Source organism: Halobacillus locisalis (assembly GCF_013694105.1).
In the GTDB taxonomy this organism is placed as follows: Bacteria; Bacillota; Bacilli; order Bacillales; family Halobacillaceae; genus Halobacillus; species Halobacillus locisalis.
Window position 1 is genome coordinate 52,765 of record NZ_JACEFG010000002.1, and the last position, 25,769, is coordinate 78,533.

The following is a 25,769-nucleotide window of genomic DNA, read 5'->3' on the forward strand; positions in this document are numbered from 1 at the left end:
GCTATGGATACGAATACGTTTGTGCAAGCCTTGCAAGAACAGGGGATCGAACTGAATGATAAGCAGATCGATCAATTTCAACGCTATTTCGATATTCTCGTCGAATGGAATGAAAAGATGAATTTGACAGCGATCACGGATCAGGAAGGTGTTTACCTTAAGCATTTCTATGATTCGCTGACAGCTGCTTTCTATCACGATTTCACGAAGGAACTACGAATTTGCGATGTGGGGGCGGGCGCTGGATTTCCTAGCCTGCCTCTGAAGATCGTCTTTCCACAATTGAAAGTGACAATCGTCGACTCTTTGAAAAAACGAATCACGTTTTTGAACCACTTAGCCCACGAATTGGAGCTGGATAATGTCGCTTTTTATCACGATCGTGCGGAAAACTTCGGGAAAAACGACGGATTCCGTGAAGGATACGACCTTGTCATGGCTCGCGCAGTTGCTCGAATGAGCGTCCTTAGTGAGTTGTGTTTGCCACTTACGGCGAAAGGCGGGCACTTCATGGCGATGAAAGGTCCGAACTTGAAAGATGAAATGGAAGATGCGAACGTGGCCATTCAGACGGTCGGCGGAGAAGTGAAAGATGTCTTCACGTTCCATTTGCCGGAAGAGGACAGTGAGCGAAACATCGCGATTATTGAAAAACGAAGAAAAACACCTAAGAAATATCCTCGTAAAGCGGGTACACCGAATAAGCAACCGATAGAATAAGAAGAAGACGACTCTCGTTATGGGAGTCGTTTTTTTGTTTGCAATCCCTCAGCACAACTACAGAGTCTCTTTTATAGTATGATGAAGAAAAAGGGGGCTGATGCGATGAGACGATTCATCAAGTATGCTTCAATCAGTCTTGGAGTCTTACTCCTCGTTGGAGTGCTCGGTTTCTATATATGGAGTCAGCAGACATATGAAGCATCAGGGAATTTAGAGGAATGGGTCGTTCAGGTCGATCAAACGGATTTCGGTGTTGTGTATGAGCCGAACGGTGAACCTGAAGGTGGTGTTGTTCTCTATCCAGGAGCGAAGGTTGAACCAGAGGCCTACAGCTACATAGCTGAGAAGCTCTCAGAGAATGGATTTGTAACAGGGGTCCCGGATGTTAGGCTGAATCTAGCTCTGTTAGATACGAATAAAGCGCAAGAATTGATGGACCAATATCCATCCGTTGAAAAGTGGTATATCGGAGGGCATTCTCTCGGGGGAGTTGCGGCGGCTTCCTTTGTGAGCCAGCATGAGACAGATGGTTTGATTTTGCTTGCTGCTTATCCGACGGAAGGAAATAGCTTCGAGAATACGGACTTTCCGATTTTATCGATTTATGCAGAGAATGATGGGTTAACGACGTTAGGTAAAGTAGAAGAAACGGAAGAATATCTGTCTGATCAGACGACGATGTACAAAATCGAAGGAGGAAATCACGCTCAGTTTGGCGTGTACGGAGAACAGAAGGGGGATATGGCTGCTGATATCTCGGTGATGGAGCAACAAGATGAAATCGTTCAGGTGATCTTAGAATGGTTGCGTCAATCAGATGATTCATAGTCTCTTCTCGTTCGCTTCTAAAAAGAGAGCCCGATTCTGGTATGAATCGGGCTCTCGAATGTTTATTTAAAAACGCCAAATGGTTGGCCAACGGGAAGTGTCACTTTACCGAAGTGTGTGTTCAACACACTCGCAGCAGAACCGTAGAAACTGAGCAGGGCAATACCGAGTTCAGAAACAGCAGCAAGCGTGTGCATCGCTTCCGGCATAATGCCTAACGTCGATAGAGATAGTCCTATAAATAAGAAATCGATGAGAACGAAAATATAGAATAGGACTTTGTGCGTTTCCATCGCACCGATCGTCATAAACACACTGAAAATCAAGTAACCGACATAGGCGATCCCTAGTTGTTTCGGGTCAACGGCTTGAGCTGCAGCTTCACCGAACACACCGAACTGGATCAGCCAAGACGTTCCGACACCAAGCCAGAAGAGACCGAAGGCTCCAAAAGCGGTTGTTCCGAACGTATTGTTATGTTTAGCATCAAGCATACTTGCGATCAACTGTGCGATTCCACCAAGAAAAATAGCCCACGGCAATACGAAGGATACGCCTTCTGTCCACCCTAATTTGGCTGACGAAGCGACAAGCGTAACCATGGCTAAACCGAATAATCCGATGGCGGACGGATCAGCCGATACCATTTGTACTTTTTGCGTTTGTGATTGATTCATGTTGCATTCCTCCTTACACATACCTAGCTAATTTACATAAGAAAAGAGGGGAATGCAAGACTAAATCAGATGTAAGCGAAACTTTCATTTATAATCGATCGTTTAAGGAGGACATACAGTGAAAATCGTCGTTTTATCCGATACACACATGCCAAAAAAAGCCAAGCATCTCCCTGATCGATTGCTTAAGGAATTGCCGGATGCTGATCACATCATCCATGCCGGAGATTGGCAGACGCTTGAGGTTTATGACCACTTGAAAACATTCGCTCCTGTTCATGGCGTTTATGGAAACGTCGATGGAGAAGAGATCGAATCTCAGTTTCCCTATAAGCAAATCCTAGAATTTGAAGGAAGAAGGATTGGACTTATCCACGGCCACGGCGAGAAGAAAACAACCGAAAAAAGAGTCATAGAGGCATTCGAAGATGAAGAGCTGGATCTCATCATCTTCGGTCACTCCCATCTTCCCCTTGTGCGATACGTGAACAAAATGATGCTGTTCAACCCGGGATCGGTCACAGACAAACGTAAACTTCCTTGTTTTTCGTTTGGAATCATCACAATCGATGAAGACCTTCACACCGAGCATGTGTTTTATAAGTAGCTCTCTTGTTTCCCATGAAAAGGGGATTCGGACAAAAGATTTGCTTTATCGGACATCCACACGCGTTATTCAGACATGGTACGCAGCAATCCGGACATCTGTTTGGGTTAATCGGACAAGCCGCGACCTTTTTCGGACAAATCCTCATCCTGACAGGTTGGGCAATAATAACAGCGTCTTGAGCCCGCGCGGAATTTGATGATTTCCGTCCCATCGATCCGACAAGGTTGTCCTTCACGATTGAACACCCAGTGCCTGTAGTCTCGCCGCTTCACGCCTTCCGCTTTCAAACGTTCGGCAAGCTCCAAATCATTGGTGATGCCCTTGTGCTGATAGGATTGCCACATCAGATCGATGCTTGCTTGTGCTGCTTTCTTTAATTGCTCTTCTGTACAATCGATGGGGCGTAACTCAGGGTGGATTCCCGCAACGAATAAAATCTCGCTTCTCAAGTAATTCCCGATTCCACCGATGAACGCTTGATCAAGCAGAAGCGTGGTCCATTTCCGCCGTTCGAAGCGGCGTTCATGAAATCGGTCCACGAGTTGCTCAGCCGTCACGTCTTCACTTAATAGGTCAGGTCCTACTTTTGATACAAATGGATGGTCAGGAACTTCCTCATCACGCATGACTTCTATATCAGAAGCGCTGTACAGGAGTGCCGATTTCTTTTCATTATGGATGGCCAGACGTAGCTGTCGGTTGGTCTTCGGGTAGTTGTAGGCATTTCGGGTGTACCATTTTCCGTATAGTTGATTGTGAGAGTAGATCGTATAGCCATTATCGAAGCGGATCAGCATGGCTTTTCCTTTCGTATCGACCCTGAGAATATAACGTCCTTTCAAAAGATCTTCGTAGTCTTGCAAGTGTTCAAAGGCAAAGGATATGTCGAGGACGGGTCTTCCGACCATGGCTTTTTCAACAAAATCAGCGGCTTTTCTTATTTCAGGACCTTCTGGCATAGCAAACGCTCCCTTCTACTTCTTTATTTTGAGAAGGAAGCGTTGAAATTGCAACGTTCATGCTTAGCTCGATGTGTACAAGCCGCCGTCGATATGAATGACTTGGCCGGTCATATAGCTTGAATCATCAGATGCGAGCAATACGTAACTCCCGACGTGTTCAACAGGTTGTCCAGGTCGTCCCATCGGGGTATCGGTTCCGAAATTCGCCACTTGATCGGCTTCGAAAGTGGATGGAATCAGTGGTGTCCAAATCGGTCCTGGCGCGACTCCGTTGACGCGGATGCCTTTTGAAACGAGCTGTTTGGCAAGTGATCGTGTAAATGCGACGACAGCGCCTTTCGTTGCGGTGTAATCGACGAGCTGTTCATTCCCTACATAAGGTGTCACAGATGCGGTATTGATGATTGAGCTTCCTTGCTTCAAGTGCGGAAGGGCGGCCTTAGTCAAATGGAACATGGAGAAAATATTGGTCTTGAATGTACGTTCCAGCTGCTCCGCTGTGATGTCCAATAAATCATCGGTCGGGTGCTGTTCTGCGGCATTGTTGACGAGAACATCCAACTTACCGAATGTATCGATCGTTTGCTGGACCACGTGTTTGCACACATGCTCTTCTCCGATATCCCCAGGAATTAAGAGGGCGCGCTTCCCTTCTGCCTCGATCAGCTGTTTCGTCTTCTCTGCATCTTCATGTTCATCTAAGTAATTAATGACAACGTCGGCTCCTTCTTTCGCAAAACCAATCGCGACCGATTTTCCAATACCACTATCACCGCCCGTAATGAGCGCTACTTTCCCCTCTAACTTTTGTCCGCTCTGGTAATCCGTGTCTGCATGAACGGGTTGTGGGTTCATATCCGCTTCGACACCGGGCTGACGTGGCTGCTCTTGGGGTGGTTGTCCGCCTACTTGTGGCTTTTTATTCATATATGACTCTCTCCTTTTATATGTTTTTATCCAAAGTATTCCACTAAAATGACAGACTTACACCGGTCTTTTCTCAACTTGGAAGAACCGAGAGAAGCTTTCTCAACAAACTGAAAAGATGACGAGCTTGTGCTCGCCACCTTTTTCCTACGTGAAATATTCCAAAGAAGCTTCTGGAAAGTATTGCTCGATATAACCGCCGAGCGTATCTTTCATTTCTTGCTGCTCGTCTTTTTGGTAGACGTATTTTCCGATTCCATAGCGTCCCCATTTGTATTTCCTTTTCTCTTCATCCATCTCTAGCTTGCTCATCGGGTAATTCTTCTGAATGACGCGCTTGGCCGGTTTCGTGAACCGATGTTGAATGAGTTCGAATGTTAAATCTTTTGTAGCGTAGTCCGGCAATTTGTCCTGCAGTTTTTCAAAAAGAATCCGGTACCCTTCTTTCCAATCGTCATACAAATAAATCGGGGCAATGATGAACCCTAGCGGATAGCCCGCTTTCGCTACTTTTGCGGCCGCTTCGATCCGGTCATCGAGCCTTGATGTTCCAGGTTCTAAATACTTGATGACGTAATCTGCGTTCATGCTGAAGCGGAAGCGCGTACGACCGTTGTGCTTGGCATCTAGCAAATGGTCGACATGCGCGAATTTGGTCACAAAGCGAAGGCGGCCATGTTCGGATTCACCGAAGTATTCGATGGCACGCTTCAGAGTATGGGTGAGGTGGTCGACCCCGACGATATCAGAGGTACATGATGCTTCAAAGCGAGTTTCCTCAGGGGCGCGCTCTTTCATATACTGTTCGGCTGCATCAAATATTTCTTCTACATTGACATACGTACGGATGTAAGGCTTGCTGCCCATTGTCGTCTGCAAGTAGCAGTAGTGGCAGTGACCCATGCACCCTGTCGCAAATGGAATCGCATATTCAGCTGACGGCTTCGATGTGTCAAACTTCAATGTCTTTCGTACTCCGACAACGAGCGTCGATTTCGCCATCCGGTACTTTTGGAAATCATTTTCTCCTGGAAGATTGCGTACTTGGTTATGGGAGGTTGTTTCTCTTATTTCAATCCCCATACCCTCAAACTTCTCTTTCAGTTCTCGGCCGAGTGGGTACTCGAGTGCGCGTGGTTCGATATACACGAGTTCTGGTACAAAGGGTTTTACCACAGCTCTCCCTCCGACTCTACTCCTCCCCCGAATGCGTCATGATATGCACGTTCCGCTTCTCCTTGAGAAGCATAGACAGCCATATCAGAGTCTAGTGGGAAATAGGTTTCATACAAAAATAAAGCGAGTTCTCCCGGTTCTTCAGGATTGTTCACAACCGCCGCTTCTTGAACATTGGCAACGTCGTATGTGTGGGGGTTGCGATAAATCACATAAACGACGTCTCCGGCGCGGTATTGGTTTTGTTCTAATTCCATCCTTCCACCTGCTTTCCTATTTGATTATGTCATCGTGTGCTCATTTTTCCACAAAACGAAAGAATTATTACGACGATGGAAGGAGTTTTGTTTTTAGGAAACGTAGGAATGAAAGAAGGTTATTAGAAAGGGGAATACACGATGACGCTCAGGGTTGATGCCAAACATCATAAAGGAGAGCTTGCCTATTGGGTCGGGAAGCCGTATTGGGGTCAAGGCTATGCCACAGAAGCGGCGAAATGTGCTGTAGACTATGGGTTTGATAAATTGGGGCTTCATAAAATTTATGGGGCTGCGATTACGACCAACCCGGCTTCCTCAAAGGTGATGCAAAAAGTAGGAATGAAGTATGAAGGAACGTTGAAAGAGGACATCTTCCATTGGGGAGAGTATAAAGATATAGATATGTATGGGGTGATTAACTCGAAATAATGGATTTGTTTCATGTGAAACATCAAATTCAGCCATTGCCGGGCGTCACTTGTCCATTCATTCTCTACTATCTTACATAGGATAAGACTATCAAGAGAAAAAGGAGGGAATAGAATGGCTGAGAGAAAAGAAGTGATGGCGATGGTTGATGAAGCTAGCCAAGCGGTGGATAGTATCGGTACTGAAGGCTTAGGTGGATTGTTGATTTTGGCTGCGCTTTTGACAGAGTTCAAACTGGCTGAGGTCATTGGTGCAGAGGCGAAGAAAATCAAAGCGGCAACACATTACACGACAAGTTGTCATGGCGAAAGTGCGATGAATGATCTAGAAAAAATCAACAAATCTGTAGCGGATGTACTACACGAGGTTTGTTGTATCGAACGTCAAGTCAACCGTAAGATTTGGCATGGACGTAGAATGATGAACAATGTAGACCCTTCTGAAACAGAAGAATAATGCATGAAAAAACCCAAACCGGACTTTCCGGCTTGGGTTTTTCTTTATGTTGTGACTTGCTTTGGAGTAATCGGAATCAATACCCCGACGAAAGCAATGATGGCACACCCGATAAACATCGGCGTGAAACCATTTACTGCAATCAGACCGATCGATGTAAAAACAAGCAAGTCGAAACAGGAATCGAGAATCGACAACAATGAAATGGTCGTCGCTCGTACATTCGATGGTATGATGTCATTCGACAACTGAGAATACACGGGATAACGAATCGCTGAGACAAGTTTTAATAAGAAGATAACGCTGAGAATGACCCAGAGGTACCCTTGAAATAAAGCAGCACTCACTAAACCTAAAACGGCGATTATTCCCGTTACGAATAATAGGGTGACACGATTGACCTTAGTCGTCATCCATCCAATCGAACGGGAAGCGATAAACCCGATCATCGCAGCGATCGCATAGACGATTCCGATCCAGAAGACGGGCAGTCCGGCATTGACGAGCAGTTTTTGGTCGAACTTTTCAAAAATCGCGCCGACGGGAATGAATACGAGTGTAACGTTGATAAACATCCATAGAACTTGAGGCGTTTCACGAATCGCTTGAAGCCCTGCGCGAATTTGCTCGGTCATCGGTTTTGTATAGCCACCTTGTGACGGTGGGTTTTTGACGAACAGTAACAATACGAATTGAATGCTCATGAACATTAGACTGAGGCTGATCAATAAGCGGAATTGCGGTTCTGTTAAATCCTTTGCCAGCACCGCACCTATGATCACGGCGACAATCGCGACAACGAATGTAGCGGACCCGATCTGCCCCATCGCACGGTCCATCAAATGCTCCTCATTCGATTGCTTTAAAGACTCGTAAACGAGCGCCTCATCTGCTCCGCTGAAAAAGGTTGCTGCAAACCCTGTCAGGAAACTGCTCAGGAAAAACACCCAAGGGTCAAAAGCGAAATAGAGCAAGCTGTAACCGACGATAGCCAATATAGATCCGACTAAAAAGGACTGTTTCGCTCCGAATCGATCGGCAAAAACGCCTGTCGGGATTTCACCGACGAGTACCCCTAAGCTGAAGAAGGTGAGCACGACTAAAATGAGCGGCTCATCCAGCCCGCGTGCGAAATAGAACAACGTGAGTATCGGCTGCAAAAAGCGGACACTTCCAAAAAGCTCCGCCCAAAATAATAAACGAATGTTATGTGATGCTAAAGTATTCTTTTTCAATGATAGATCCTCCTGCTATGGTGTGATTCTTAATGGTTCGAATCAGCAGGAGTGCACGGTTTAGACTGCGTTCACCCCCGCTGCTGGTGTAGAGAAGATCATTAGATTTTTTTGCATATGTAAACATCCTCCTTTGAGATATCGAAGCCAAGGCATTTTTCTGGCTCTGATGATAATTATTCTGTGCGGGAGTATATATTCCTTCAAATTTTTTGAAAAGGTGAAAAGTTATCGACGAAATATGCGGTCTTTCGTCACGTAAAAGGGTGGTCTTCTTCTGCATTTATAAGACGACGGGACAGGATTTCGACACGTGTTGCATCGATTTATTGGCTGTTCAAGATACTTTTAATCTATGAAATATGATAAAATAGAAAAAGAGTAAAAACGGCATACGTATGCGCAGCAGCCCATAAGCCTGCGGCGCTTTTTTCTATTTTGTAACAAGCGTATGCTTGATCGTATAAAGGTGGTGTGTCTGATCGTGTTACATCCTTTTGGTCGATTGTTCGGGCTTGGGGACAAACCAGAATCAGAGAATGACAACAAGGAAGAAACCCATGATGAAGGTTATAACCCAGATGAGGTCTTGCAGGTTCCTGTAGATCAAGTGCAGCCGAATCGTTATCAGCCTCGAGCGATTTTTAACAGCGAGAAGATCAGTGAGCTTGCCCAGACGATACATACGCATGGGATGATTCAACCGATCGTTCTCCGTAAACTGAACGAAACAGAGTACGAATTGATTGCTGGTGAACGAAGATGGCGTGCGGTGCAATCGCTTGGTTGGGAAACCGTCCCTGCGATTATCCGGGAGATGAATGATTCTCAGACCGCGTCTGTTGCTCTCATTGAGAACTTGCAGCGTGAAGAATTGACGGTCATCGAGGAAGCGGTCGCCTATGCGAAGTTGCTTCAAATTCATGAGCTCACGCAAGAAGCCCTTGCCCAACGATTAGGGAAAAGCCAATCGACGATTGCCAACAAATTGCGTTTGCTTAAGCTTCCGGAGTCTGTCCAACAAGCGGTGATGGATAAGAAGATCACAGAGCGTCATGCTCGTGCTTTGATTGCCGTGAAAGACCCGGAAATGCAAGAGAAGATTCTGGCTGAAATCATCGAGAAACAATGGAACGTGAAGCAAACCGAAGAGCGTATCGCTAAATTGAGTGAACCGAAAGAAAAGAAAAAGAAACCGACGCTCAAAGGCGTAAATAAAGATATGCGAATCGCCATGAACACGATTCGTCAATCCTTGGATATGGTCAGAGATACGGGTACGGATTTAGAGACGAACGAAGAAGACCATGATGATTATTATCAAATTACAATCAAGATTCCTAAGAAAAAAGGATAACCTCTCACGACCCATCTTGTTATGCAGATGGGTTTTTTCTTAAACGATTTGTCCGTTTCACTTTGTTTTTCAAAATAAAGGTAAAATGAGGAAGGTGTCAGGATGGGAAAAGTGATTTCAGTTGCCAACCAAAAAGGTGGCGTCGGCAAAACGACTACTGCCGTGAACCTTAGTGCATGTCTTGCTTACTTGAACCATAAAGTCCTTCTTGTCGATATCGATCCTCAAGGCAACGCCACAAGCGGGATTGGTGTAGAAAAAGCGGAAATGGACCAGTGTGTGTACGATATCCTCGTCGATGGTGTCGGTGCCGCACAGGTTCGCACGCAAACCTTAGTTGAAAACCTAGATGCGATTCCGGCAACGATTCAGTTGGCCGGTGCGGAAATCGAACTCGTTCCAACGATTTCTAGAGAAGTGCGGCTTAAAACGGCGATTGATCAAGTGAAGCACGAGTATGATTATGTCATCATTGATTGTCCACCGTCTTTAGGGTTATTGACGTTGAATGCTTTAACCGCTTCTGATACCGTGTTGATCCCTGTCCAATGCGAGTATTATGCGTTGGAGGGTCTGAGTCAGTTGTTGAATACGGTCCGTCTTGTGCAGAAGCATTTCAATAAACAGCTCATGGTAGAAGGGGTGCTTTTGACGATGCTTGATGCCAGGACGAACCTCGGCATTCAAGTGATCGAGGAAGTGAAGAAATATTTCCAAGATAAAGTGTATCAGTCGATCATTCCACGGAATGTGCGGTTGAGTGAAGCGCCCAGTCACGGTAAGCCCGTGATTTTGTATGATGCCAAATCCCGAGGGGCTGAAGTATATTTAGATTTAGCAAAGGAAGTGATTGTGAATGGCGAGAGGGTTAGGTAAAGGCTTTGAAGCTATTTTTCCTGAAGAGAAAGTGAGAGACGAAGACCAAGTTCATGACATCCCTGTCAATCAATGTCGCCCGAATCCTTATCAACCGCGAGTTGACTTCGATGATGACGCCATTCAAGAGTTGAAGGTATCCATCCAGGAACACGGAGTTCTTCAGCCGATCATTGTAAGAAAAAGCATCAAAGGGTATGAAATCGTCGTCGGTGAGCGACGATTCCGCGCTTCGAAACTAGCAGGTCACAAGACGGTCCCCGCACTTGTGCGTGAGTGGACGGATGAACAAATGATGGAGCTTGCGTTACTTGAGAATTTACAGCGCGAGGACTTGACGCCGATCGAAGAAGCGAAGGCCTATCAAAGTTTGCAGAATGAGTTAGGCGTAACCCAGGATAAACTTTCCAAGCGTCTAGGAAAAAGCCGGTCTCATATCGCGAATTTGATCCGTCTATTGTCACTTCCAAGCGAAGTCATCCAACAAATCAATACAGGTAAACTATCGATGGGCCACGGGCGTGCTCTTCTCGGCTTAAAGAAACCGGAGGCCGTTTTGGAGATGGCGAACCGGATCGAACGGGAACAGTTGAATGTCCGTCAGGTGGAACGTCTCATACAAGAAATGAACCAAAAGAAGGCTAAAAAGAAAGACAACCCGAGAGACTTATTTCTCGAAGAACGGGAAAATTCTTTGAAAGAACAACTAGGCACGAGCGTGAAGATTCATAAAGGAAAGCGTAAAGGAAAAATTGAAATAGAATTTATGAATGACGAAGACTTAGAGCGCATTTTAGACCTTTTTGATAAGGAATAAACGGACCTGGTGCCCTAAAAGCGCCGGGTTCTTTTTTCTTGGAATTCTACATATAGGAGCGAAAGAACATGGTATTATTGGGGACACTCGTAAATGGCTTATGTATTGTGATCGGTACGCTGCTTGGTCTATTCTTCACCAAAATCCCCGAGCGCTATAAAGAAACGGTCATGAGTGGTGTGGGGCTTGCGGTTATGCTGATCGGTTTACAAATGGCGTTTGAGACGGACAATATCGTCATTGTCTTGTTGAGCTTGCTCACAGGCGCGATCATCGGGGAAGCGGCCCATGTAGAGGAAAGACTCGAGTATATCGGCCGCTGGATCGAGCGGAAATTCACCAAACCTGATCAAACGTCCACATTGGCACAAGGGTTCATTACAGCTTCACTGATCTTCGTGATCGGGGCCTTGGCGGTCATCGGGGCCCTCGACAGTGGCCTCCGGAATGATCATGAAATCTTGATCACAAAAGCGATCATCGATGGGTTCATCTCGCTCGTCCTCACCTCGACGCTCGGAATCGGCGTCATTTTCTCTGTCATCCCAGTTGTGCTCTATGAAGGATCGATTGCTCTCCTAGCCACGCAAATCAATCGCTGGATTCCGCAAGAGATGCTTGATTTGTTCATTGTGGAGATGACCGCAACAGGAGGCTTGTTGATCGTCGCGATTGGTCTTAATTTATTGAAGTTGACGCAGATTCGTGTCGCGAACTTGCTTCCTGCGTTATTGATGGTCGGTGTTGTTTTGGCGATTGCTCAACAGTTTTAACAGAAAAAGAAGCTCACACGTGTTCAGTCATCACGTGTGAGCTTCTTTTGATTTAGCGTGTTCGCGAGTAGGGCCTGTTGCGTCTGGTTGGTGCTATGGGGGAATGGAGAACGAGTCGCTTTCCGTGGGGCGGGCGGTGAGCCTCCTCGGTTCCCTGCGTGGTCTCACCTGTCCCACTAGTCCCACAGGAGTCTCCCCGTTCTCCATCCCCCTTGCTTGATATTAGCGAACAGCCCTACCATGAAATAATGGTTCACTTATTAAATAGAGCTGCATATGTCCTCTTTCCGTTATTCCTAATATGGCAAAGGTGGGCCGGAAAACCGCGAGACTCCCGTGGGAAGAAGAGACTAGGTGAGACCCCGGAAGGCGGCTTTGCCGGCTGAGGAGGCTCACCATCTCCCCACAGGAAAGCGAGTGGTTTTCCGGCCCGCCTTACACTACATGACGGCAACGCGGGTATATCTAAAGGCTGTCTTTCATTCGGAGTTCGGCAGGGTTGAGCATGGTATCTTTTTTGGCTGCTGCTGTAAAAGCTTTGACCGGGGAAGCTTCCAATTTCGCTCTTCTTCGTTCCGTATCGGCGAGCTGGATCGCTGCTGCAACTTTAGCGGCCATTTGCATCACGACATGCAGACGCGTGTTTTGCAAAACGACATGTTCCATGAATCCGCTCACGTTGACCATGCCGCTTATATGAAGATTTCCGATCGGTGGCAAGTCTTTTTTTAAAGCGGAGCCTGGGGAGAGGGTTCCTTTACCGAGCACGACCGACCCGACGGACGTTGCTTTTCCTAGGCAGGCATCAATCGCTAAAATATACGGGTTGGTGTGCTCTTTGTTCATCGTTTCTACACGTTCTTTCAAATTCAATGCATGCAAGGGATCTTCAAGTGTTCCGTAAACGTGGAAGGTTTGAAGATTTTGATCATTGAGCATTGATCCGACAAGAGGTCCAAAGGAATCTCCCGTAGATCGATCGGTTCCGATACAAGCAATGACGACCTCCTTGTTCGGAGGAAGCCATTCATTCAAATAGACACTCAAGGTATCACTCATCGTCGCTTCATCAATATTGACCCTTCGTTCTTCGTTAGAAAACTTGTCCTTTAGATTCATAGCTTCTCCTCCAAATACATAATAGTAACAGTATATAGGGATGTCCGTCATTCTATACGTGTACGCGGCAAATACATAGAGGTGGAGGAAGGTCATGCTTAAATCAGGATTGAAATGGATGTTTCTTATCATCGGTACGATCATCGGTGCAGGCTATGCATCGGGTCGAGAGTTGTGGCAGTTTTTCGGACAAGACTCAAGTTTAGCGATTCTTTTGTTTGCCCTCATGTTCACCTCTTGTTGTTACACCATTATGTCCATCAGTTTTAAAAAGCAATCTGGGCATTATCTACCCGTTCTCCGTGCGATTGTCGGAAAGCATTTAACCGGTATTTATGACTGGATGATCATCATCTATTTGTTTACAACGACTGTTGTCATGCTGGCTGGCAGCGGGGCGACGTGGCAGGCGTTCCATTTTTCTTATCGTTTAGGTGTACTGGCTATTGTCATTCCACTCATCCTTCTGTTTGTCTGGGATGTAAAAGGGATTGTGATCGTCAACAGCTTCATTCTCCCATTGTTAATTGCGGGGCTCTTGTTCGTTCTCATCTTATTCGTAACCGATCAGCAACTGTCTTTATTCGGGCATGTGCATGAGACGAGCAATTGGATGTCTGCTTTCCCGTTTACAGCCCTGAACATCCTTCCGTTGATTGCTGTGTTAGGGGCGATCGGAAATCAGATGAAGCACAAAGGTGAAATATGGATTGCAAGTATTGGTAGTGGTGTTGTGCTCGGCGCAATTTCTTATTTGTACAATAATAGTCTGATTCAAATATCAGAAGAGATTATACTATATGAAATCCCCTTATTTGCGATTTTAAAACACTATCCGTACGAGATGATGCTCTTTATGTCGGTTATGTTATGGATTGCCATCTTCACAACAGCTGCTTCCGGGACGTTAGGACTTGTGACGAGATTCAGAGAATATGTGAAGCAACCGCTTTGGATTTTAGCGATGGCCGTGATCGCCATCATGCTTCCCTTCACTTCATTCGGCTTTTCGACGTTAATCCAATATTTGTATCCTCTATATGGCCTATTAAATTTGTACGTATTAGCCTCTCTCGTGCTACATCCGCTTATATCCCGATTCAAAATCCGGTAGAAACCTGTTAAAATAGACTTTATTCAAAGTCGTACAGGAGGGAAGCTGGTGGGAGATGCACAAGAAAAATTGGATGGAGCAGTTGATTATGTGACAGGACCAGATCTCTGGATCACACTCGGTCTAGGAGCACTGCAAATCGTGCTCATCCTTCTCATTTCATTGGTTGTCATCAAGTTAGGACGCCGTGTCATATCCAAATTTTTTGCCAATCGAACGAGAGGTCCTTTTAAGATCTCTCAGAGGCGTGAAGCCACATTGAATAAGCTTGTGGCAAATTCCTTGTCCTATATCGTCTATTTCATCGCCTTTGTGATGATTTTAGAAACGTTCACACTCGATATTAAAGCGTTGCTTGCCGGTGCAGGTGTAGCTGGTTTGGCGATTGGTTTCGGAGCGCAAAACTTGGTTCGTGACGTGATTTCCGGATTTTTCATCATTTTTGAGGACCAGTTTTCTGTAGGGGATTATATCCAGACATCCGGTGTAGAAGGGTTCGTAGAAGAAGTCGGACTGAGGACTTGCAAGGTGAAAGCATGGACGGGCGAAGTCCATATCCTACCTAACGGAAACGTAACGCAAGTAACAAATTATTCGGTACACAATAGTATAGCGGTCGTAGATGTCAGCGTTGCGTATGAAGAAGATATTGAAAAAGCAGAACAAGCCATCTCTGAGCTTCTTAAAGAGCTACCCGATCGATACGAACAAATGCTCACTGAACCCCAGCTTCTCGGCGTACAGAGCCTGGGTGCATCCGATGTGGTCATGCGTATCATATCCGAAGTTCAGCCGATGGAGCACTGGGTGATTGCACGAGCCATCCGCAAAGAAGTGAAGAATCGACTGGACGAGGAAGGTATCGAAATCCCATTCCCTCGCATGGTGATGTATTCAAGGCAAGACGAACAGGCAGAAGCATAAAGGAGGTCAATTCGAATGGCAGAGCAAACGTATCACTTAAACGATGTTGTACAGATGAAGAAGGCTCACCCGTGTGGGGAGAATCGTTGGAAAATCATCCGCATGGGTGCAGATATTCGTATTAAATGTGAAGGCTGCGGCCACAGCGTTCTGATTCCGAGGCGTAAGTTTGAAACGAAGATGAAGAAAGTATTAGAGACCGCGGAACAGGAATAAATGGGGAACCATTCTAGTAACCTAGAGTGGTTCTTTTTCATTTGTGGAACGAGTCGCTTTCCGCAGGGTACCGTGAGCCTCCTCTGGCTACCTGCGGGGTCTCACGATGCACCTTTATCATGCAGAGTCTCCCCCTCCCCCAACCTCTTCATTCTAGTGGAAAGATAGGAACCTCTCTTATATGAAAATAGAACCTGCCTAATTTAATGGAGGAAAAGTTCCTGAACACGATCCTAGAAGAGTTTGTGGAAAACGACATCGTCACACTTTATAATCAGCGAAATTCAATATTTAGTAGATCCATTGCTTTTAAAAGTACGTTTTATTGGGCAGAAAAATAGAGGAATGCACGTCCGAATGCCTTGTTTTTTCATTTTTGATTGGTTGTTATTTTGTAGAACAGTATCTATAATTGAAGAGACTAACATGCATGTATGTAAATCCTTAAGGAGTGAAAGTCTTATATGGCACTAACAGCAGGAATCGTAGGTTTGCCGAACGTAGGGAAATCTACGCTATTTAACGCAATTACACAAGCAGGTGCTTTATCTGCCAACTATCCATTTGCGACCATCGATCCGAACGTAGGTATCGTGGAAGTTCCGGATAGCCGGTTGGAGAAGTTGACCGAACTTGTCAATCCGAAGAAAACCGTCCCGACAGCCTTTGAATTCACCGATATTGCCGGTATCGTGGAGGGTGCTAGTAAAGGTGAAGGACTTGGAAACAAGTTCCTATCCCATATCCGCCAGGTAGACGCGATTTGTCATGTCGTTCGTGCATTCGAAGACGAAAACATCACGCACGTGTCTGGTCAGGTCGATCCAATCTCAGATATCGAGACGATCAACTTGGAGCTGATTCTAGCGGACCTTGAAACCGTAACGAAGCGTCTTGAGCGTGTAGCGAAATTGGCTCGTCAGAAAGACAAAGATGCGCTTGCTGAGCATGCGGTTCTAGAGAAGCTGAAAGAAGCTTTGGAATCCGAAACACCGGCTCGCGCTGTTGAATTCAGCAGCGATCAACAAAAAGTGGTGAAAGGCCTTCATCTACTAACTTCAAAGCCAATCCTCTATGTAGCGAATGTCAGTGAAGATGAAATCGGCGAAGGCGACAACGACAAAGTGAAGCAAATTCGCGAGTTTGCTGAGCAGGAAAATGCACAAGTCATCGTCGTTTGTGCCAAAATCGAGTCTGAAATCGCTGAACTTGATGGCGAAGAAAAAGAAGAATTCCTAGAAGACTTAGGAATCGAAGAATCTGGTTTGGACCAGTTGATTAAAGCGACGTACGATCTATTAGGCTTAGCGACGTACTTTACAGCTGGAGAACAAGAAGTACGGGCTTGGACCTTCAAAGAAGGTATGACGGCACCACAAGCTGCCGGAATCATCCACACAGACTTCGAGCGTGGTTTCATCCGTGCTGAGACGGTCTCTTATGGTGACCTAGTCGACGCTGGATCCATGGGTGTCGCACGTGATCGCGGTCGTGTCCGTTTGGAAGGTAAAGAGTACTTGGTTCGGGATGGCGATGTCATCCATTTCCGTTTCAACGTATAAGCGTTTGTCAGGGTTCTTCCGTTTAAGTATTGTAAATCTTGGACAACTTTGTTATAATACTTCATTGTGAGTAATTAAGATGTAATTACTCCTTGCTCCTTTACAAAAAAGGGGCCGCTAAGTCCATAAGGAGGTGAAAACGGATGAGTAGAAAATACGAAATCATGTATATCATCCGCCCAGACATCGAGGAAGAAGCTAAGACATCTGTCAAAGATCGTTTCAGCAAAATCCTTACAGATAACGGTGCGGAGATCGAAGAAGTTAAAGAAGTTGGCAAGCGTCGTCTTGCTTACGAAATTAACGACTACCGTGATGGTATCTACGTAACCATCGACTTCACAGGTACACGTGAAGCGATTAACGAATTCGACCGTCAAGCGAAGTTCACGGATGATATTATCCGCCACATCGCTGTACGCGAAGATGACAAATAAGGAGTGGTTCTGATGTTGAATCGTGTCGTTTTAGTCGGCAGATTAACGAAGGATCCTGATTTACGCTATACGCCAAATGGAGTAGCCGTCGCTAACTTCACTATTGCCGTGAACCGCCCTTTCTCGAACAAACAAGGCGAGCAGGATGCGGATTTCATCAACTGTGTTGTGTGGAGACGAGCAGCTGAAAACTTAGCGAACTTTATGAATAAAGGGAGCCAAGTGGGCGTAGACGGACGTTTACAGACCCGCAGCTTTGAAAACCAAGAAGGCAAGCGTATATTTGTGACGGAAGTCGTTGCAGATAGCGTACAATTCCTAGAATCTAAAGGTTCTTCCCAAGGTGGAGGAAACCGCGGAGGCTCAGGATACCAACCGAATCAGAATCAACAACCATCAGGAAACAACTTCGGTTCTAACAATAATAATCAACAACGCAACGATGATCCCTTTGCTGATCAAGGGGAACCCATCGATATATCAGATGACGATCTACCATTCTAAAATGAAAGGAGTGAATGCTACATGGCACGTCGTGGACGCGGAAAACGTAAAAAGGTGTGTTTCTTCACAGCTAACGGAATCACACACATCGACTATAAAGATGTAGATTTGCTTAAACGTTTCGTTTCTGACCGTGGGAAGATTCTTCCTCGCCGAGTGACAGGAACGTCTGCAAAATACCAACGTAAATTGACTAAAGCGATCAAACGCTCTCGTCAAATGGCTCTACTTCCTTATTCTGCTGAATAAGAATAGCGCATGAAAAACCGTGAAGCCTACTTAGGCTTCACGGTTTTTTTTATACTATAATTTATTGTATTTCGTGTAAAAGCATTCTCGTTCGCTTCCTCTTTCATATTCTTACTTCACTGAAATCCCCCATGAGGTCTCTCGACTCATCCAGATTGGTCACCTTCTATGGTGTATAGGGTCCATGACCTCTAAGAAAGGCTTCAGGGCCATCCTGTACGACGTGTCCTATTATACATTCCGGAGTAATCACACACTAATTCGCAGCACAATCCTTTCAAGTAAACTAAAACGAGAAGGAAGAAACCGTGCAGTTAAGAAAAGATAAAAAGCCGTGACCTTTTTATTAGTCACGACTTATCGCATACGCTGTATGAGGAAGAAGGAAACGGCGGTCCAGTTTATCCACGTACGTCATGAAAAAGTGGATGATCGGGCCGCTTAATAATGTGATCAGAATGGTTCCAATGCCGATTGCCCCTCCAAAGAAGGCTGCGATGATCACAAGGAAAATACTGATGACCACTCTCGAGATCGAAATCGACCAGCCTGTCAGCTGTTTAATCACGAGCATCATGCGGTCGAATGGATTCGGTGCGAAATCAGCCTGCAAGTTGATCGCTATCCCTAAGGCGGAAATGACCATGCCGAAGAAAAAGCAGATTGACTGAGCCGCGACCGACTCCGGAACAACTGTATCGCTGATCATGAACATCCAGAAATCGATACCAGCTCCGGTGAATAGCGAGGTGGCAATCGCGAACATTTCTGGACGTTTTTTACTGGCGATCGAATTGAAGATAATCATAGAAAAGCCGACAACAATCTCCCAACTCCCGATCGATAGGCCGAATGTGCGATATAGACCAACAAGGAGGGCGTCAAATGGAGATGTCCCTAAGCGTGATTGGATCGTTAAAGCGATTCCTAGTGAAAGCAGAATGATTCCTGATAGATAATAGATAAATCGCTGATAGGATCGTTTCATAGAATCCTCCTTCCAAAAACCAGTTTTTCCCTCTGTTATGGACTATACTCGTTATCATAAGGAGTTTCAACCTTAAAAAAGCAGCCGTGACATGAGGTCACGGCTGCTTTTCTATTAGTCTTCTTATTCTACATGAGCCCACTTGAATTCAAATTCTGGACCTGTAGCTGTTGTGAATACGCCTTTGATAGAAGGACGGAACAATTGAGCTTTTGCATCTTGATAGATCGGAGCTACGGCAGCATCCTCTGTAAGAAGCATTTGCTCGGCTTCTAGGAATGTTTCGTAACGCTTCACAGGATCTTGAGCAAACTCGCCATTCGCTTTTTCAATCAGGGCATCGTATTCAGGGTTAGAGTAATTCATGTTGTTGTTCTGACCACCCGTTAGGTACATGTTCAAGTATGTGTTCGGGTCTACGTAGTCAGGACCCCAAGTCGCGGCTTCGATTTCGAATTCAGAAGCACTGTCACGACGGACACGCTCTTTGAATGGTACTTCAACAAGGTTGATCGTCAGGCCATCCAATTTCGTTTCAAGTTGATCTTTATAGTAGGCAAGTACGTTCTTCGATGTACCTGTGTCATCACCCATCAGTTCGATTGTTACTTCTTCAGTACCTAGAGCTTCTTTCGCTTTTGCCCAATGTTCTTTCGCTTTTTCTTCATTCGATTCAACAAGTGGACCTTGAGCGTCGCGGAAGTCTTCGTTGCTCTCAGGCATAGAGACGAAGTTTGATGGTACATATCCTTCTGCCGGTACAGAACCGTCGTTCAGGATAACATCTACAAGAGATTGACGATCAATCGCCATGGAGATGGCTTTACGTGCATCTACGTTCGCAAGAGCTTCGTTCGCATCTTGGTTGAACTTCAAGAAGTAAAGGTAAGGTTTCTCTGCAACGTTGAATGCTTCGTTCGTGCGGTATTGGTCAACGAATTCTGCGTTCAATTCCGTTTGGTCGATTTGACCAGATTCGTACAAGTTTACACCTGTTGCGATCTCTTTAATGACTTTCGCGTTGATTTTCTCTAATTGAACAGTATCTGCATCCCAGTAATCATCGTTCTTTTCAACAACCCATCCTTCGCCGTGGTTCCATTCCGTCATTTTGAATGGTCCGTTGGAAAGTGTGTATTCAGCCTCTGTTGCGAAGTCTTCTCCGTGTTCTTCAACAAATGACTGGTTCAGTGGCATGAATGTAACGAATACAGTCATGGATTTGAAATATGGAACTGGTTTTTCAAGTTGTACTTCTAGTGTCTTGTCGTCGACCGCTGTTACACCAAGGTCTTCGACAGCTGCTTCGCCATTACTGACAGCAGTTGCGTTTTTAATGACGCCTCCAAGGAAGTAAGGGCCATACTCAGATCCGACATCAGGATCGACCGCTCTTCTCCAAGAGTAAACGAAGTCGTTCGCTGTTACGGGGTCACCGTTCGACCACACAGCGTCTTCACGAATGGTAAATGTATGTGTAAGTCCATCTTCACTTACAGACGAATCAACGGCCATACCCTCTGTTAATTGGCTGTTTTCGTCAAGACGATAGAGTCCTTCAATTGTTTCTCCTGCCCATTGGAAACCGACGGAATCGGTAATCAATGATGGGTCCATACTAGGAATCTCACTTTTAGCTGTAACGGTAATCTCTTGTTCAGCACTTGAGTCTGAACCTTCTTCAGAATTGTTCTCTTCTGTTGTTGTTTCTTCACCGGTTTCATCCTCGTTCGATTCTGAACTTGTTTCAGAACCCCCTCCACTACAAGCTGCTAATAGAAGCACAGCAAATAGCGTGAACATGAGCCATAGGCTTTGATGTTTTCTCAATGTTATTCCCCCTAGTCAAGTTTAAAAATTTCTAAAAATTACTACTTTTCGAATTATACAGTTAAGTGCATAATATTTCAGCCTTGTTTTTAGAGAAAAAAAAGAAAAAAAGTCATTAAACTGAAAATTCGAATTAGATTGACAACGTTCGTTCTTTTGATAGGATAAAGGAATATCATTTCTATTCCTATCAGCAGGAATCCAATCAGTAGGAAGAGATTCAGAGGAGGGTGTTTGAAAAGTGAAGCGAGAATGGGATTTATTACACACGCCAGGCCCAACACCGATTCCACCAAGTGTAGAGCGGGCGATGAACCAACCGATGATTGGTCATCGCGGGCAGAAGTGCAAGGACTTATTGAAGTCGATCGCTCCCAGGTTAAAGCCTGTTTTCGGAACATCCGGTGAAGTACTTGTTTTGACCGGAAGTGGAACATCTGCTTTAGAGGCTGCGGTTGTGAATACGACACAACCTGGAGACGAAGTCATCGTCGTTGTCGCCGGTGCCTTCGGAGAGCGCTTCGCCAAGATTTGTGAAACGTATGAATTGCATGTTCATCGCATAGATGTGGAATGGGGGCGTGCAGTCGAAGTCGCTCAGGTTGAACAAACGCTCAAATCATCCAACCAGGTGAAAGCTGTATTTTTGACTCATTCGGAAACGTCCACCGGAGTGATGCACCCGATTGAGTCCATCGCTGAACGAATAAATGAACTGAGCGACGCCTTAGTGGTCGTCGACGGGGTTTCCTCCGTAGGCGGTTCCTTACTGGATATGGATCGTTTTGGAATCGATCTCTTAGTTTCCGGTTCGCAGAAGGCGATGATGCTTCCTCCGGGTCTCGCTTTTGTAGCGATGAGTGAACGGGCATGGCAGACCATCCAAAATAATGACCGTCCCCGTTTTTACCTTGATTTGCGTAGTTATTATGACCGTTTAGGTGAAGGGCAGACACCGTTCACCCCTGCTCTTTCTTTATTGTTCGGTTTAGAGGAAGTGCTTCAATTAATGGAAGAAGAGGGCGTTCAGCAAGTTTCAGAACGTCACCTACTTATGCAAAAGATGACCCGAGATGCGTGCCGGGCATTAAACCTTCCTTTGCTTGTAAGTGAACAAGAAGCATCGACAACCGTGACCTCTATCAGGCCGCAAACCTTTGAAGCAGAGCAGTTGCGTAAATTGGCGAATGAAGAGTTCGGGCTGATCCTTGCCGGTGGGCAGAAACATATGAAAGGCGAAATCTTCCGAATTGGTCACATGGGGTATTGCCGTCCGGCCAATGTATTTCAATACATCAGTGTCCTTGAAGTTCTGTTGAAGCGACTAGGTCATGATTTCGATGCGGGGGCTGGCTCCGCGGCTGCGCAGGAAGCGTATTTACAAGGAACAAGGGAGGAAACATGATGAAGCGAGTATTGATCAGTGATCCATTGAGTGAAGACGGGATCCGGCCATTATTAGATGCGGAAGATGTGGAAACGGTCCTTAATCCGTCCATGACTCATGAAGAATTATTAGAAGCTGTCAGTAAAGCGGAAGCGTTGATTGTGCGCAGTCAAACCCAAGTGACACGTGAAGTGATTGAACATGCTCCTCATTTGAAAGTGATTGGTCGAGCTGGCGTAGGAGTCGACAATATTGATTTGAATGCCGCAACCGAACACGGAATCATCGTCGTCAATGCGCCGGATGGGAATACGATTTCTACAGCTGAGCATACGATGGCGATGTTAATGTCTCTCGCTCGAAATATTCCACAAGCATATCATCAGCTGAAACAGAAGCGTTGGGAACGGAAAAAGTTCGTAGGCGTTGAACTCAAAGATAAGACAATCGGGATTGTAGGATTCGGACGTATTGGGCGCGAAGTAGCTCACCGAGCGAAGGGCCACCGTATGAACGTCATTGCCTTCGACCCGTTTCTTAATGAGGAGAAAGCGCAAAAAGCGGGAGTCAAACATGGCACACTGGAAGATGTACTGAAAGAGGCCGACTTTCTGACGGTACATACGCCTTTGATTGAAAAAACGAAGCACTTGATCAATCGTGAAGCCATTGCTCTGATGAAGCCCGGCGCACGGATCTTGAACTGTGCTCGTGGTGGTATCATTGAGGAAGACGCATTGTTTGAAGCAGTGCAAAGTGGAAGGATCGCCGGAGCTGCCCTCGATGTATTTGAAGAAGAGCCGGCAACAGAGCATCCACTACTCGACCTTCCAGAAGTGATTGCCACCCCCCACCTTGGTGCGAGCACCATCGAAGCTCAGGAAAACGTGGCAACGGATGTCAGTTTTGACGTTATTGAACTGTTGAGAGGTGGTACAGTGAAGAACCCTGTCAACCTACCATCCGTTTCTTCAGAAATGATGGAGAAACTTTCTCCTTACTTCCAATTATCAGAGCGTTTGGGTGGGTTCCTTTCTAAGGTCGTGGAAGGAACACTGGAACGAATCAATGTGTACTACTCAGGAGAACTGCTCGATGTCGATACGATGCCGCTTACGCGAATTGCTGTGAAGGGTATTCTGAAGCGACATATCGGGAGTCGCGTGAATGATGTGAATGCCTTTAAGACCGCTTCTGATAAAGGGATCGTCATCAATGAGCAAAAATCGACGTCGACTAAAGGTTTTACGAACTTAGTCACGGTTGAAATCGAAACGGACCTAGAGAAGCGAAGTATCGCAGGAACATTATTGAATGGGCTTGGAGCACGGATTGTGCAACTCGATCATTATTCCATCGATGTCGTTCCAGAAGGGCACTTGATTGTCATTCAGCATACGGACCAACCAGGGGCGATCGGGCGAGTCGGTAGCTTGCTTGCCGAACACCAAATGAATATCGCGACGATGCAAGTGGGACGAACCAACTTGGGTGGCGATGCGGTCATGGTTCTGTCGGTAGATAAAGAGGTTGAGAAGCACTGCCAAGAAGAATTGGCAGGGATCGCGGATATTAAACATGTCACATGCCTGAATTTATAAAGGAGAAAGAAGCGGACTATGTTTCGCTTCTTTTTTTGACAAGAATCGATAATTCTCGAAAGAAAACGCATACATAATGGAAGATTCTCGTCATAAATCAAAAGTTTTGACAAATTTCGAGTCCCTTGATAAGTTTAATCCCGACTAAATGAATCGAGATTAAAAGGAGGGCATGGAGATGTCTGAAAACAAGGAACGTATTTCTCCTGCGCGTCGGATATTATTCCGTATGTTGGATGGAATTGAGTGGTTAGGAAACAAACTCCCTTCCCCGCTTTTGTTATTTGCTATCTTAGCTTTTATTGTTGTTCTTATTTCCGGGATCTTTTCAGGAGTTTCCGTTACCAATCCGACGACAGGTGAAGTGGTCGAGGTCAAGAACCTCCTCAGCCTCAGTGGGCTAGACTACATTTTTAATAGTGCGGTCGATAACTTTATCGGATTCCCGCCGCTTGGAGCGGTTCTTGTCACGATGCTTGGTATTGGACTTGCTGAACAGACAGGTTTGATCAATGCATCCTTGAAAGGTATTGTATTCAGCTTCCCGAAACGGCTATTAACAGCTGCGCTTGTATTCGCTGGTGTCATGTCTAGTGTTGCAGTCAATGCAGGATATGTTGTCCTTCCGCCATTAGGCGCTGTTTTATTCTTAGGCCTAGGTCGTCACCCTCTTGCCGGACTCGCAGCAGCCTTCGCCGGGGTGTCTGGAGGTTTTGGTGCCAACTTAGCGCTGACATCAACAGACGCCGTTTTGCAGGAGTTGACAGTAGAAGCGACCCGTACGCTCGACCCTGCATATGCAGATACGATTGCGGTAACGATGAACTATTTCTTCGCAGCGGCTTCGGTCATTCTGATCACCGTTGTAGGTACGTTTGTTACTGATAAAATCGTGGAACCACGGCTTGGTAAATACGAGGGCGATGAATCCGGTGATATTGATAAACTAAGTGATCTAGAGAAAAAAGGAATGCGCTTAGCTGGGATCGGATTCTTGATCACCTTCGCTTTGATGGCGTATTTATCCTTCGGTCCGCTTCGTGGTGATGGGGCTTATATCGAATCTCCATTCTTCAATGCACTGGTATTCGTCATCTTTCTACTATTCCTCGTTCCAGGCCTGATTTACGGGATCGTTGTGAACGAGATCAATAATGATAAAGACGTCACGAAACTATTAGGAAAAACGATGGCTAGTATGAGTGGATATATCGCGCTTGCCTTTACGGCTGGTCAATTCATCGCGTACTTCCGTGAAACGAATCTTGGGACGGTCATTGCATTTAACGGAGCCGAATTTTTGAAAAACACAGGGTTTGATGGAATCGGTCTTATTCTGACATTCCTTGGACTGACGATGCTTGTGAACTTCTTCATCGGTAGTTCATCGGCTAAATGGACCATCTTAGCCCCAGTTTTTGTTCCGATTATGATGAACTTGGATTATTCACCAGAGTTTACGACGCTGCTATACCGTATTGCCGACTCTGTCACGAATATGATTACGCCGCTTCTATTGTACTTCCCTGTCATTATCGCGTTCGCTCAGCGTTATGATAAGAAGCTTGGAATCGGGACATTGATCGCGATGATGATCCCGTATTCCATCGCGTTCCTTCTATCGTGGCTCGTGTTGCTTCTTGTATGGGTTCTACTTGGTATTCCGGTAGGTCCAGGAGCACCAATCACGTACTAACTAACAAGCCCACAGGAGAAAACTCTCTTGTGGCTT

28 protein-coding genes are annotated in these 25,769 nt (G+C 45.7%); 19 read left to right on the forward strand and 9 right to left on the reverse strand.

Annotated elements, in window-relative coordinates; genetic code table 11:
• Positions 1 to 3 precede the first annotated feature (3 nt).
• Together rsmG and H0266_RS07530 are read left to right on the forward strand one after the other, a co-directional pair.
• Entirely contained in the window at positions 4 to 720 is a 717-nt protein-coding gene (gene rsmG, locus H0266_RS07525) for a 16S rRNA (guanine(527)-N(7))-methyltransferase RsmG (protein ID WP_181471803.1), read from the forward strand.
• A gap of 105 nt (positions 721 to 825) precedes the next feature.
• Entirely contained in the window at positions 826 to 1,551 is a 726-nt protein-coding gene (locus tag H0266_RS07530; RefSeq protein WP_181471804.1) for an alpha/beta family hydrolase, read from the forward strand.
• 62 nt (positions 1,552 to 1,613) lie between these two features.
• On the opposite strand, the gene H0266_RS07535 is transcribed toward H0266_RS07530, so the two are convergent.
• On the reverse strand, positions 1,614 to 2,249 hold the full coding sequence (locus H0266_RS07535; RefSeq protein ID WP_425484296.1) for an acetate uptake transporter: 636 nt from the start codon (positions 2,247 to 2,249) through the stop codon (positions 1,614 to 1,616).
• Between the two features lie 97 nt (positions 2,250 to 2,346).
• Between H0266_RS07535 and H0266_RS07540 the strand changes: the two genes are divergently transcribed.
• Entirely contained in the window at positions 2,347 to 2,835 is a 489-nt protein-coding gene (locus H0266_RS07540) for a YfcE family phosphodiesterase (RefSeq protein ID WP_181471806.1), read from the forward strand.
• A gap of 107 nt (positions 2,836 to 2,942) precedes the next feature.
• Here H0266_RS07540 and nei read toward each other — a convergent pair whose 3' ends face one another.
• From nei to H0266_RS07560, 4 genes are all read right to left on the reverse strand, one after another.
• Positions 2,943 to 3,797 carry an endonuclease VIII gene (gene nei / locus H0266_RS07545; RefSeq protein ID WP_181471807.1) on the reverse strand — a complete coding sequence of 285 codons (855 nt, stop codon included), beginning with the start codon at positions 3,795 to 3,797 and terminating at the stop codon, positions 2,943 to 2,945.
• 63 nt (positions 3,798 to 3,860) lie between these two features.
• Positions 3,861 to 4,727 (reverse strand): SDR family oxidoreductase, encoded by an 867-nt coding sequence (locus H0266_RS07550; RefSeq protein WP_181471808.1) that lies wholly within the window; start codon positions 4,725 to 4,727, stop codon positions 3,861 to 3,863.
• Between the two features lie 147 nt (positions 4,728 to 4,874).
• Positions 4,875 to 5,903 carry a spore photoproduct lyase gene (gene splB, locus H0266_RS07555; protein ID WP_181471809.1) on the reverse strand — a complete coding sequence of 343 codons (1,029 nt, stop codon included), beginning with the start codon at positions 5,901 to 5,903 and terminating at the stop codon, positions 4,875 to 4,877.
• Entirely contained in the window at positions 5,897 to 6,160 is a 264-nt protein-coding gene (locus tag H0266_RS07560) for a transcriptional regulator SplA domain-containing protein (RefSeq protein WP_181471810.1), read from the reverse strand. Before H0266_RS07560 ends, splB begins: the two co-directional genes overlap by 7 nt.
• 141 nt (positions 6,161 to 6,301) lie before the next feature.
• On the opposite strand from H0266_RS07560, the gene H0266_RS07565 reads away from it, so the two are divergent.
• Together H0266_RS07565 and H0266_RS07570 are read left to right on the forward strand one after the other, a co-directional pair.
• Complete coding sequence (locus H0266_RS07565) at positions 6,302 to 6,592, forward strand: GNAT family N-acetyltransferase (protein ID WP_181471811.1); 291 nt, start codon at positions 6,302 to 6,304, stop codon at positions 6,590 to 6,592.
• A 114-nt stretch (positions 6,593 to 6,706) separates the two neighbouring features.
• On the forward strand, positions 6,707 to 7,048 hold the full coding sequence (locus H0266_RS07570; RefSeq protein WP_181471812.1) for an alpha-helical endospore appendage domain-containing protein: 342 nt from the start codon (positions 6,707 to 6,709) through the stop codon (positions 7,046 to 7,048).
• Positions 7,049 to 7,092: 44 nt separating this feature from the next.
• On the opposite strand, the gene H0266_RS07575 is transcribed toward H0266_RS07570, so the two are convergent.
• Complete coding sequence (locus tag H0266_RS07575; protein WP_181471813.1) at positions 7,093 to 8,283, reverse strand: MFS transporter; 1,191 nt, start codon at positions 8,281 to 8,283, stop codon at positions 7,093 to 7,095.
• A gap of 484 nt (positions 8,284 to 8,767) precedes the next feature.
• Here H0266_RS07575 and noc point away from each other — a divergent pair, with 484 nt between their 5' ends.
• From noc to H0266_RS07595, 4 genes are all read left to right on the forward strand, one after another.
• Complete coding sequence (gene noc / locus H0266_RS07580) at positions 8,768 to 9,640, forward strand: nucleoid occlusion protein (protein ID WP_181471814.1); 873 nt, start codon at positions 8,768 to 8,770, stop codon at positions 9,638 to 9,640.
• Between the two features lie 102 nt (positions 9,641 to 9,742).
• Positions 9,743 to 10,516: a ParA family protein gene (locus tag H0266_RS07585; RefSeq protein WP_181471815.1), complete on the forward strand. Its 774-nt coding sequence runs from the start codon at positions 9,743 to 9,745 to the stop codon at positions 10,514 to 10,516.
• On the forward strand, positions 10,497 to 11,333 hold the full coding sequence (locus H0266_RS07590) for a ParB/RepB/Spo0J family partition protein (protein ID WP_181471816.1): 837 nt from the start codon (positions 10,497 to 10,499) through the stop codon (positions 11,331 to 11,333). The genes H0266_RS07585 and H0266_RS07590 overlap by 20 nt, the downstream gene beginning before the upstream one ends.
• 68 nt (positions 11,334 to 11,401) lie before the next feature.
• Entirely contained in the window at positions 11,402 to 12,106 is a 705-nt protein-coding gene (locus H0266_RS07595; RefSeq protein ID WP_181471817.1) for a DUF554 domain-containing protein, read from the forward strand.
• Between the two features lie 465 nt (positions 12,107 to 12,571).
• Here the strand turns inward: H0266_RS07595 and yyaC are convergent, their stop codons facing one another.
• The gene (yyaC, locus tag H0266_RS07600; protein ID WP_181471818.1) at positions 12,572 to 13,225 is read right to left on the reverse strand and encodes a spore protease YyaC; all 654 of its coding nucleotides are present in this window, start codon (positions 13,223 to 13,225) and stop codon (positions 12,572 to 12,574) included.
• A gap of 94 nt (positions 13,226 to 13,319) precedes the next feature.
• Here yyaC and H0266_RS07605 point away from each other — a divergent pair, with 94 nt between their 5' ends.
• The 7 genes from H0266_RS07605 (at position 13,320) to rpsR (ending at position 18,231) form a co-directional block, all read left to right on the forward strand.
• Positions 13,320 to 14,339 (forward strand): YkvI family membrane protein, encoded by a 1,020-nt coding sequence (locus H0266_RS07605; protein ID WP_181471819.1) that lies wholly within the window; start codon positions 13,320 to 13,322, stop codon positions 14,337 to 14,339.
• Between the two features lie 48 nt (positions 14,340 to 14,387).
• Positions 14,388 to 15,263: a mechanosensitive ion channel domain-containing protein gene (locus H0266_RS07610; protein ID WP_181471820.1), complete on the forward strand. Its 876-nt coding sequence runs from the start codon at positions 14,388 to 14,390 to the stop codon at positions 15,261 to 15,263.
• Between the two features lie 15 nt (positions 15,264 to 15,278).
• Entirely contained in the window at positions 15,279 to 15,479 is a 201-nt protein-coding gene (locus tag H0266_RS07615; RefSeq protein WP_181471821.1) for a DUF951 domain-containing protein, read from the forward strand.
• 464 nt (positions 15,480 to 15,943) lie between these two features.
• Positions 15,944 to 17,041, forward strand: coding sequence for a redox-regulated ATPase YchF (ychF, locus tag H0266_RS07620; protein ID WP_181471822.1), 1,098 nt, complete (start codon positions 15,944 to 15,946; stop codon positions 17,039 to 17,041).
• Between the two features lie 143 nt (positions 17,042 to 17,184).
• Positions 17,185 to 17,478 carry a 30S ribosomal protein S6 gene (rpsF, locus tag H0266_RS07625; protein WP_181471823.1) on the forward strand — a complete coding sequence of 98 codons (294 nt, stop codon included), beginning with the start codon at positions 17,185 to 17,187 and terminating at the stop codon, positions 17,476 to 17,478.
• 12 nt (positions 17,479 to 17,490) lie between these two features.
• Positions 17,491 to 17,982 carry a single-stranded DNA-binding protein gene (ssb, locus tag H0266_RS07630; protein ID WP_181471824.1) on the forward strand — a complete coding sequence of 164 codons (492 nt, stop codon included), beginning with the start codon at positions 17,491 to 17,493 and terminating at the stop codon, positions 17,980 to 17,982.
• 21 nt (positions 17,983 to 18,003) lie between these two features.
• The gene (gene rpsR / locus H0266_RS07635; protein ID WP_181471825.1) at positions 18,004 to 18,231 is read left to right on the forward strand and encodes a 30S ribosomal protein S18; all 228 of its coding nucleotides are present in this window, start codon (positions 18,004 to 18,006) and stop codon (positions 18,229 to 18,231) included.
• Between the two features lie 346 nt (positions 18,232 to 18,577).
• Here rpsR and H0266_RS07640 read toward each other — a convergent pair whose 3' ends face one another.
• Positions 18,578 to 19,219 carry a YczE/YyaS/YitT family protein gene (locus tag H0266_RS07640; RefSeq protein ID WP_181471826.1) on the reverse strand — a complete coding sequence of 214 codons (642 nt, stop codon included), beginning with the start codon at positions 19,217 to 19,219 and terminating at the stop codon, positions 18,578 to 18,580.
• A gap of 123 nt (positions 19,220 to 19,342) precedes the next feature.
• Positions 19,343 to 21,022 (reverse strand): peptide ABC transporter substrate-binding protein, encoded by a 1,680-nt coding sequence (locus H0266_RS07645; protein ID WP_181472795.1) that lies wholly within the window; start codon positions 21,020 to 21,022, stop codon positions 19,343 to 19,345.
• 268 nt (positions 21,023 to 21,290) lie between these two features.
• Between H0266_RS07645 and H0266_RS07650 the strand changes: the two genes are divergently transcribed.
• From H0266_RS07650 to H0266_RS07660, 3 genes are all read left to right on the forward strand, one after another.
• Positions 21,291 to 22,454: an aminotransferase class V-fold PLP-dependent enzyme gene (locus H0266_RS07650; RefSeq protein ID WP_181471827.1), complete on the forward strand. Its 1,164-nt coding sequence runs from the start codon at positions 21,291 to 21,293 to the stop codon at positions 22,452 to 22,454.
• Positions 22,451 to 24,037, forward strand: coding sequence for a phosphoglycerate dehydrogenase (gene serA, locus H0266_RS07655; RefSeq protein ID WP_181471828.1), 1,587 nt, complete (start codon positions 22,451 to 22,453; stop codon positions 24,035 to 24,037). The genes H0266_RS07650 and serA overlap by 4 nt, the downstream gene beginning before the upstream one ends.
• 178 nt (positions 24,038 to 24,215) lie before the next feature.
• Positions 24,216 to 25,733 (forward strand): AbgT family transporter, encoded by a 1,518-nt coding sequence (locus tag H0266_RS07660; protein WP_181471829.1) that lies wholly within the window; start codon positions 24,216 to 24,218, stop codon positions 25,731 to 25,733.
• Positions 25,734 to 25,769: the final 36 nt, after the last annotated feature.

Excerpts from the sequence above, each read along its gene's own strand:
- nei (WP_181471807.1), bottom strand. The coding sequence starts at position 3,797 with ATGCCAGAAGGTCCTGAAATAAGAAAAGCCGCTGATTTTGTTGAAAAA.
- H0266_RS07660 (WP_181471829.1), top strand. The coding sequence starts at position 24,216 with ATGTCTGAAAACAAGGAACGTATTTCTCCTGCGCGTCGGATATTATTC.
- H0266_RS07560 (WP_181471810.1), bottom strand. The coding sequence starts at position 6,160 with ATGGAATTAGAACAAAACCAATACCGCGCCGGAGACGTCGTTTATGTG.
- rpsF (WP_181471823.1), top strand. The coding sequence starts at position 17,185 with ATGAGTAGAAAATACGAAATCATGTATATCATCCGCCCAGACATCGAG.
- H0266_RS07595 (WP_181471817.1), top strand. The coding sequence starts at position 11,402 with ATGGTATTATTGGGGACACTCGTAAATGGCTTATGTATTGTGATCGGT.
- H0266_RS07570 (WP_181471812.1), top strand. The coding sequence starts at position 6,707 with ATGGCTGAGAGAAAAGAAGTGATGGCGATGGTTGATGAAGCTAGCCAA.
- H0266_RS07535 (WP_425484296.1), bottom strand. The coding sequence starts at position 2,249 with ATGTGTAAGGAGGAATGCAACATGAATCAATCACAAACGCAAAAAGTA.
- H0266_RS07550 (WP_181471808.1), bottom strand. The coding sequence starts at position 4,727 with ATGAATAAAAAGCCACAAGTAGGCGGACAACCACCCCAAGAGCAGCCA.
- serA (WP_181471828.1), top strand. The coding sequence starts at position 22,451 with ATGATGAAGCGAGTATTGATCAGTGATCCATTGAGTGAAGACGGGATC.
- H0266_RS07645 (WP_181472795.1), bottom strand. The coding sequence starts at position 21,022 with ATGTTCACGCTATTTGCTGTGCTTCTATTAGCAGCTTGTAGTGGAGGG.
- rpsR (WP_181471825.1), top strand. The coding sequence starts at position 18,004 with ATGGCACGTCGTGGACGCGGAAAACGTAAAAAGGTGTGTTTCTTCACA.
- rsmG (WP_181471803.1), top strand. The coding sequence starts at position 4 with ATGGATACGAATACGTTTGTGCAAGCCTTGCAAGAACAGGGGATCGAA.
- ssb (WP_181471824.1), top strand. The coding sequence starts at position 17,491 with ATGTTGAATCGTGTCGTTTTAGTCGGCAGATTAACGAAGGATCCTGAT.
- H0266_RS07605 (WP_181471819.1), top strand. The coding sequence starts at position 13,320 with ATGCTTAAATCAGGATTGAAATGGATGTTTCTTATCATCGGTACGATC.
- yyaC (WP_181471818.1), bottom strand. The coding sequence starts at position 13,225 with ATGAATCTAAAGGACAAGTTTTCTAACGAAGAACGAAGGGTCAATATT.
- H0266_RS07640 (WP_181471826.1), bottom strand. The coding sequence starts at position 19,219 with ATGAAACGATCCTATCAGCGATTTATCTATTATCTATCAGGAATCATT.
- ychF (WP_181471822.1), top strand. The coding sequence starts at position 15,944 with ATGGCACTAACAGCAGGAATCGTAGGTTTGCCGAACGTAGGGAAATCT.
- H0266_RS07615 (WP_181471821.1), top strand. The coding sequence starts at position 15,279 with ATGGCAGAGCAAACGTATCACTTAAACGATGTTGTACAGATGAAGAAG.
- H0266_RS07585 (WP_181471815.1), top strand. The coding sequence starts at position 9,743 with ATGGGAAAAGTGATTTCAGTTGCCAACCAAAAAGGTGGCGTCGGCAAA.
- H0266_RS07565 (WP_181471811.1), top strand. The coding sequence starts at position 6,302 with ATGACGCTCAGGGTTGATGCCAAACATCATAAAGGAGAGCTTGCCTAT.
- H0266_RS07530 (WP_181471804.1), top strand. The coding sequence starts at position 826 with ATGAGACGATTCATCAAGTATGCTTCAATCAGTCTTGGAGTCTTACTC.
- H0266_RS07590 (WP_181471816.1), top strand. The coding sequence starts at position 10,497 with ATGGCGAGAGGGTTAGGTAAAGGCTTTGAAGCTATTTTTCCTGAAGAG.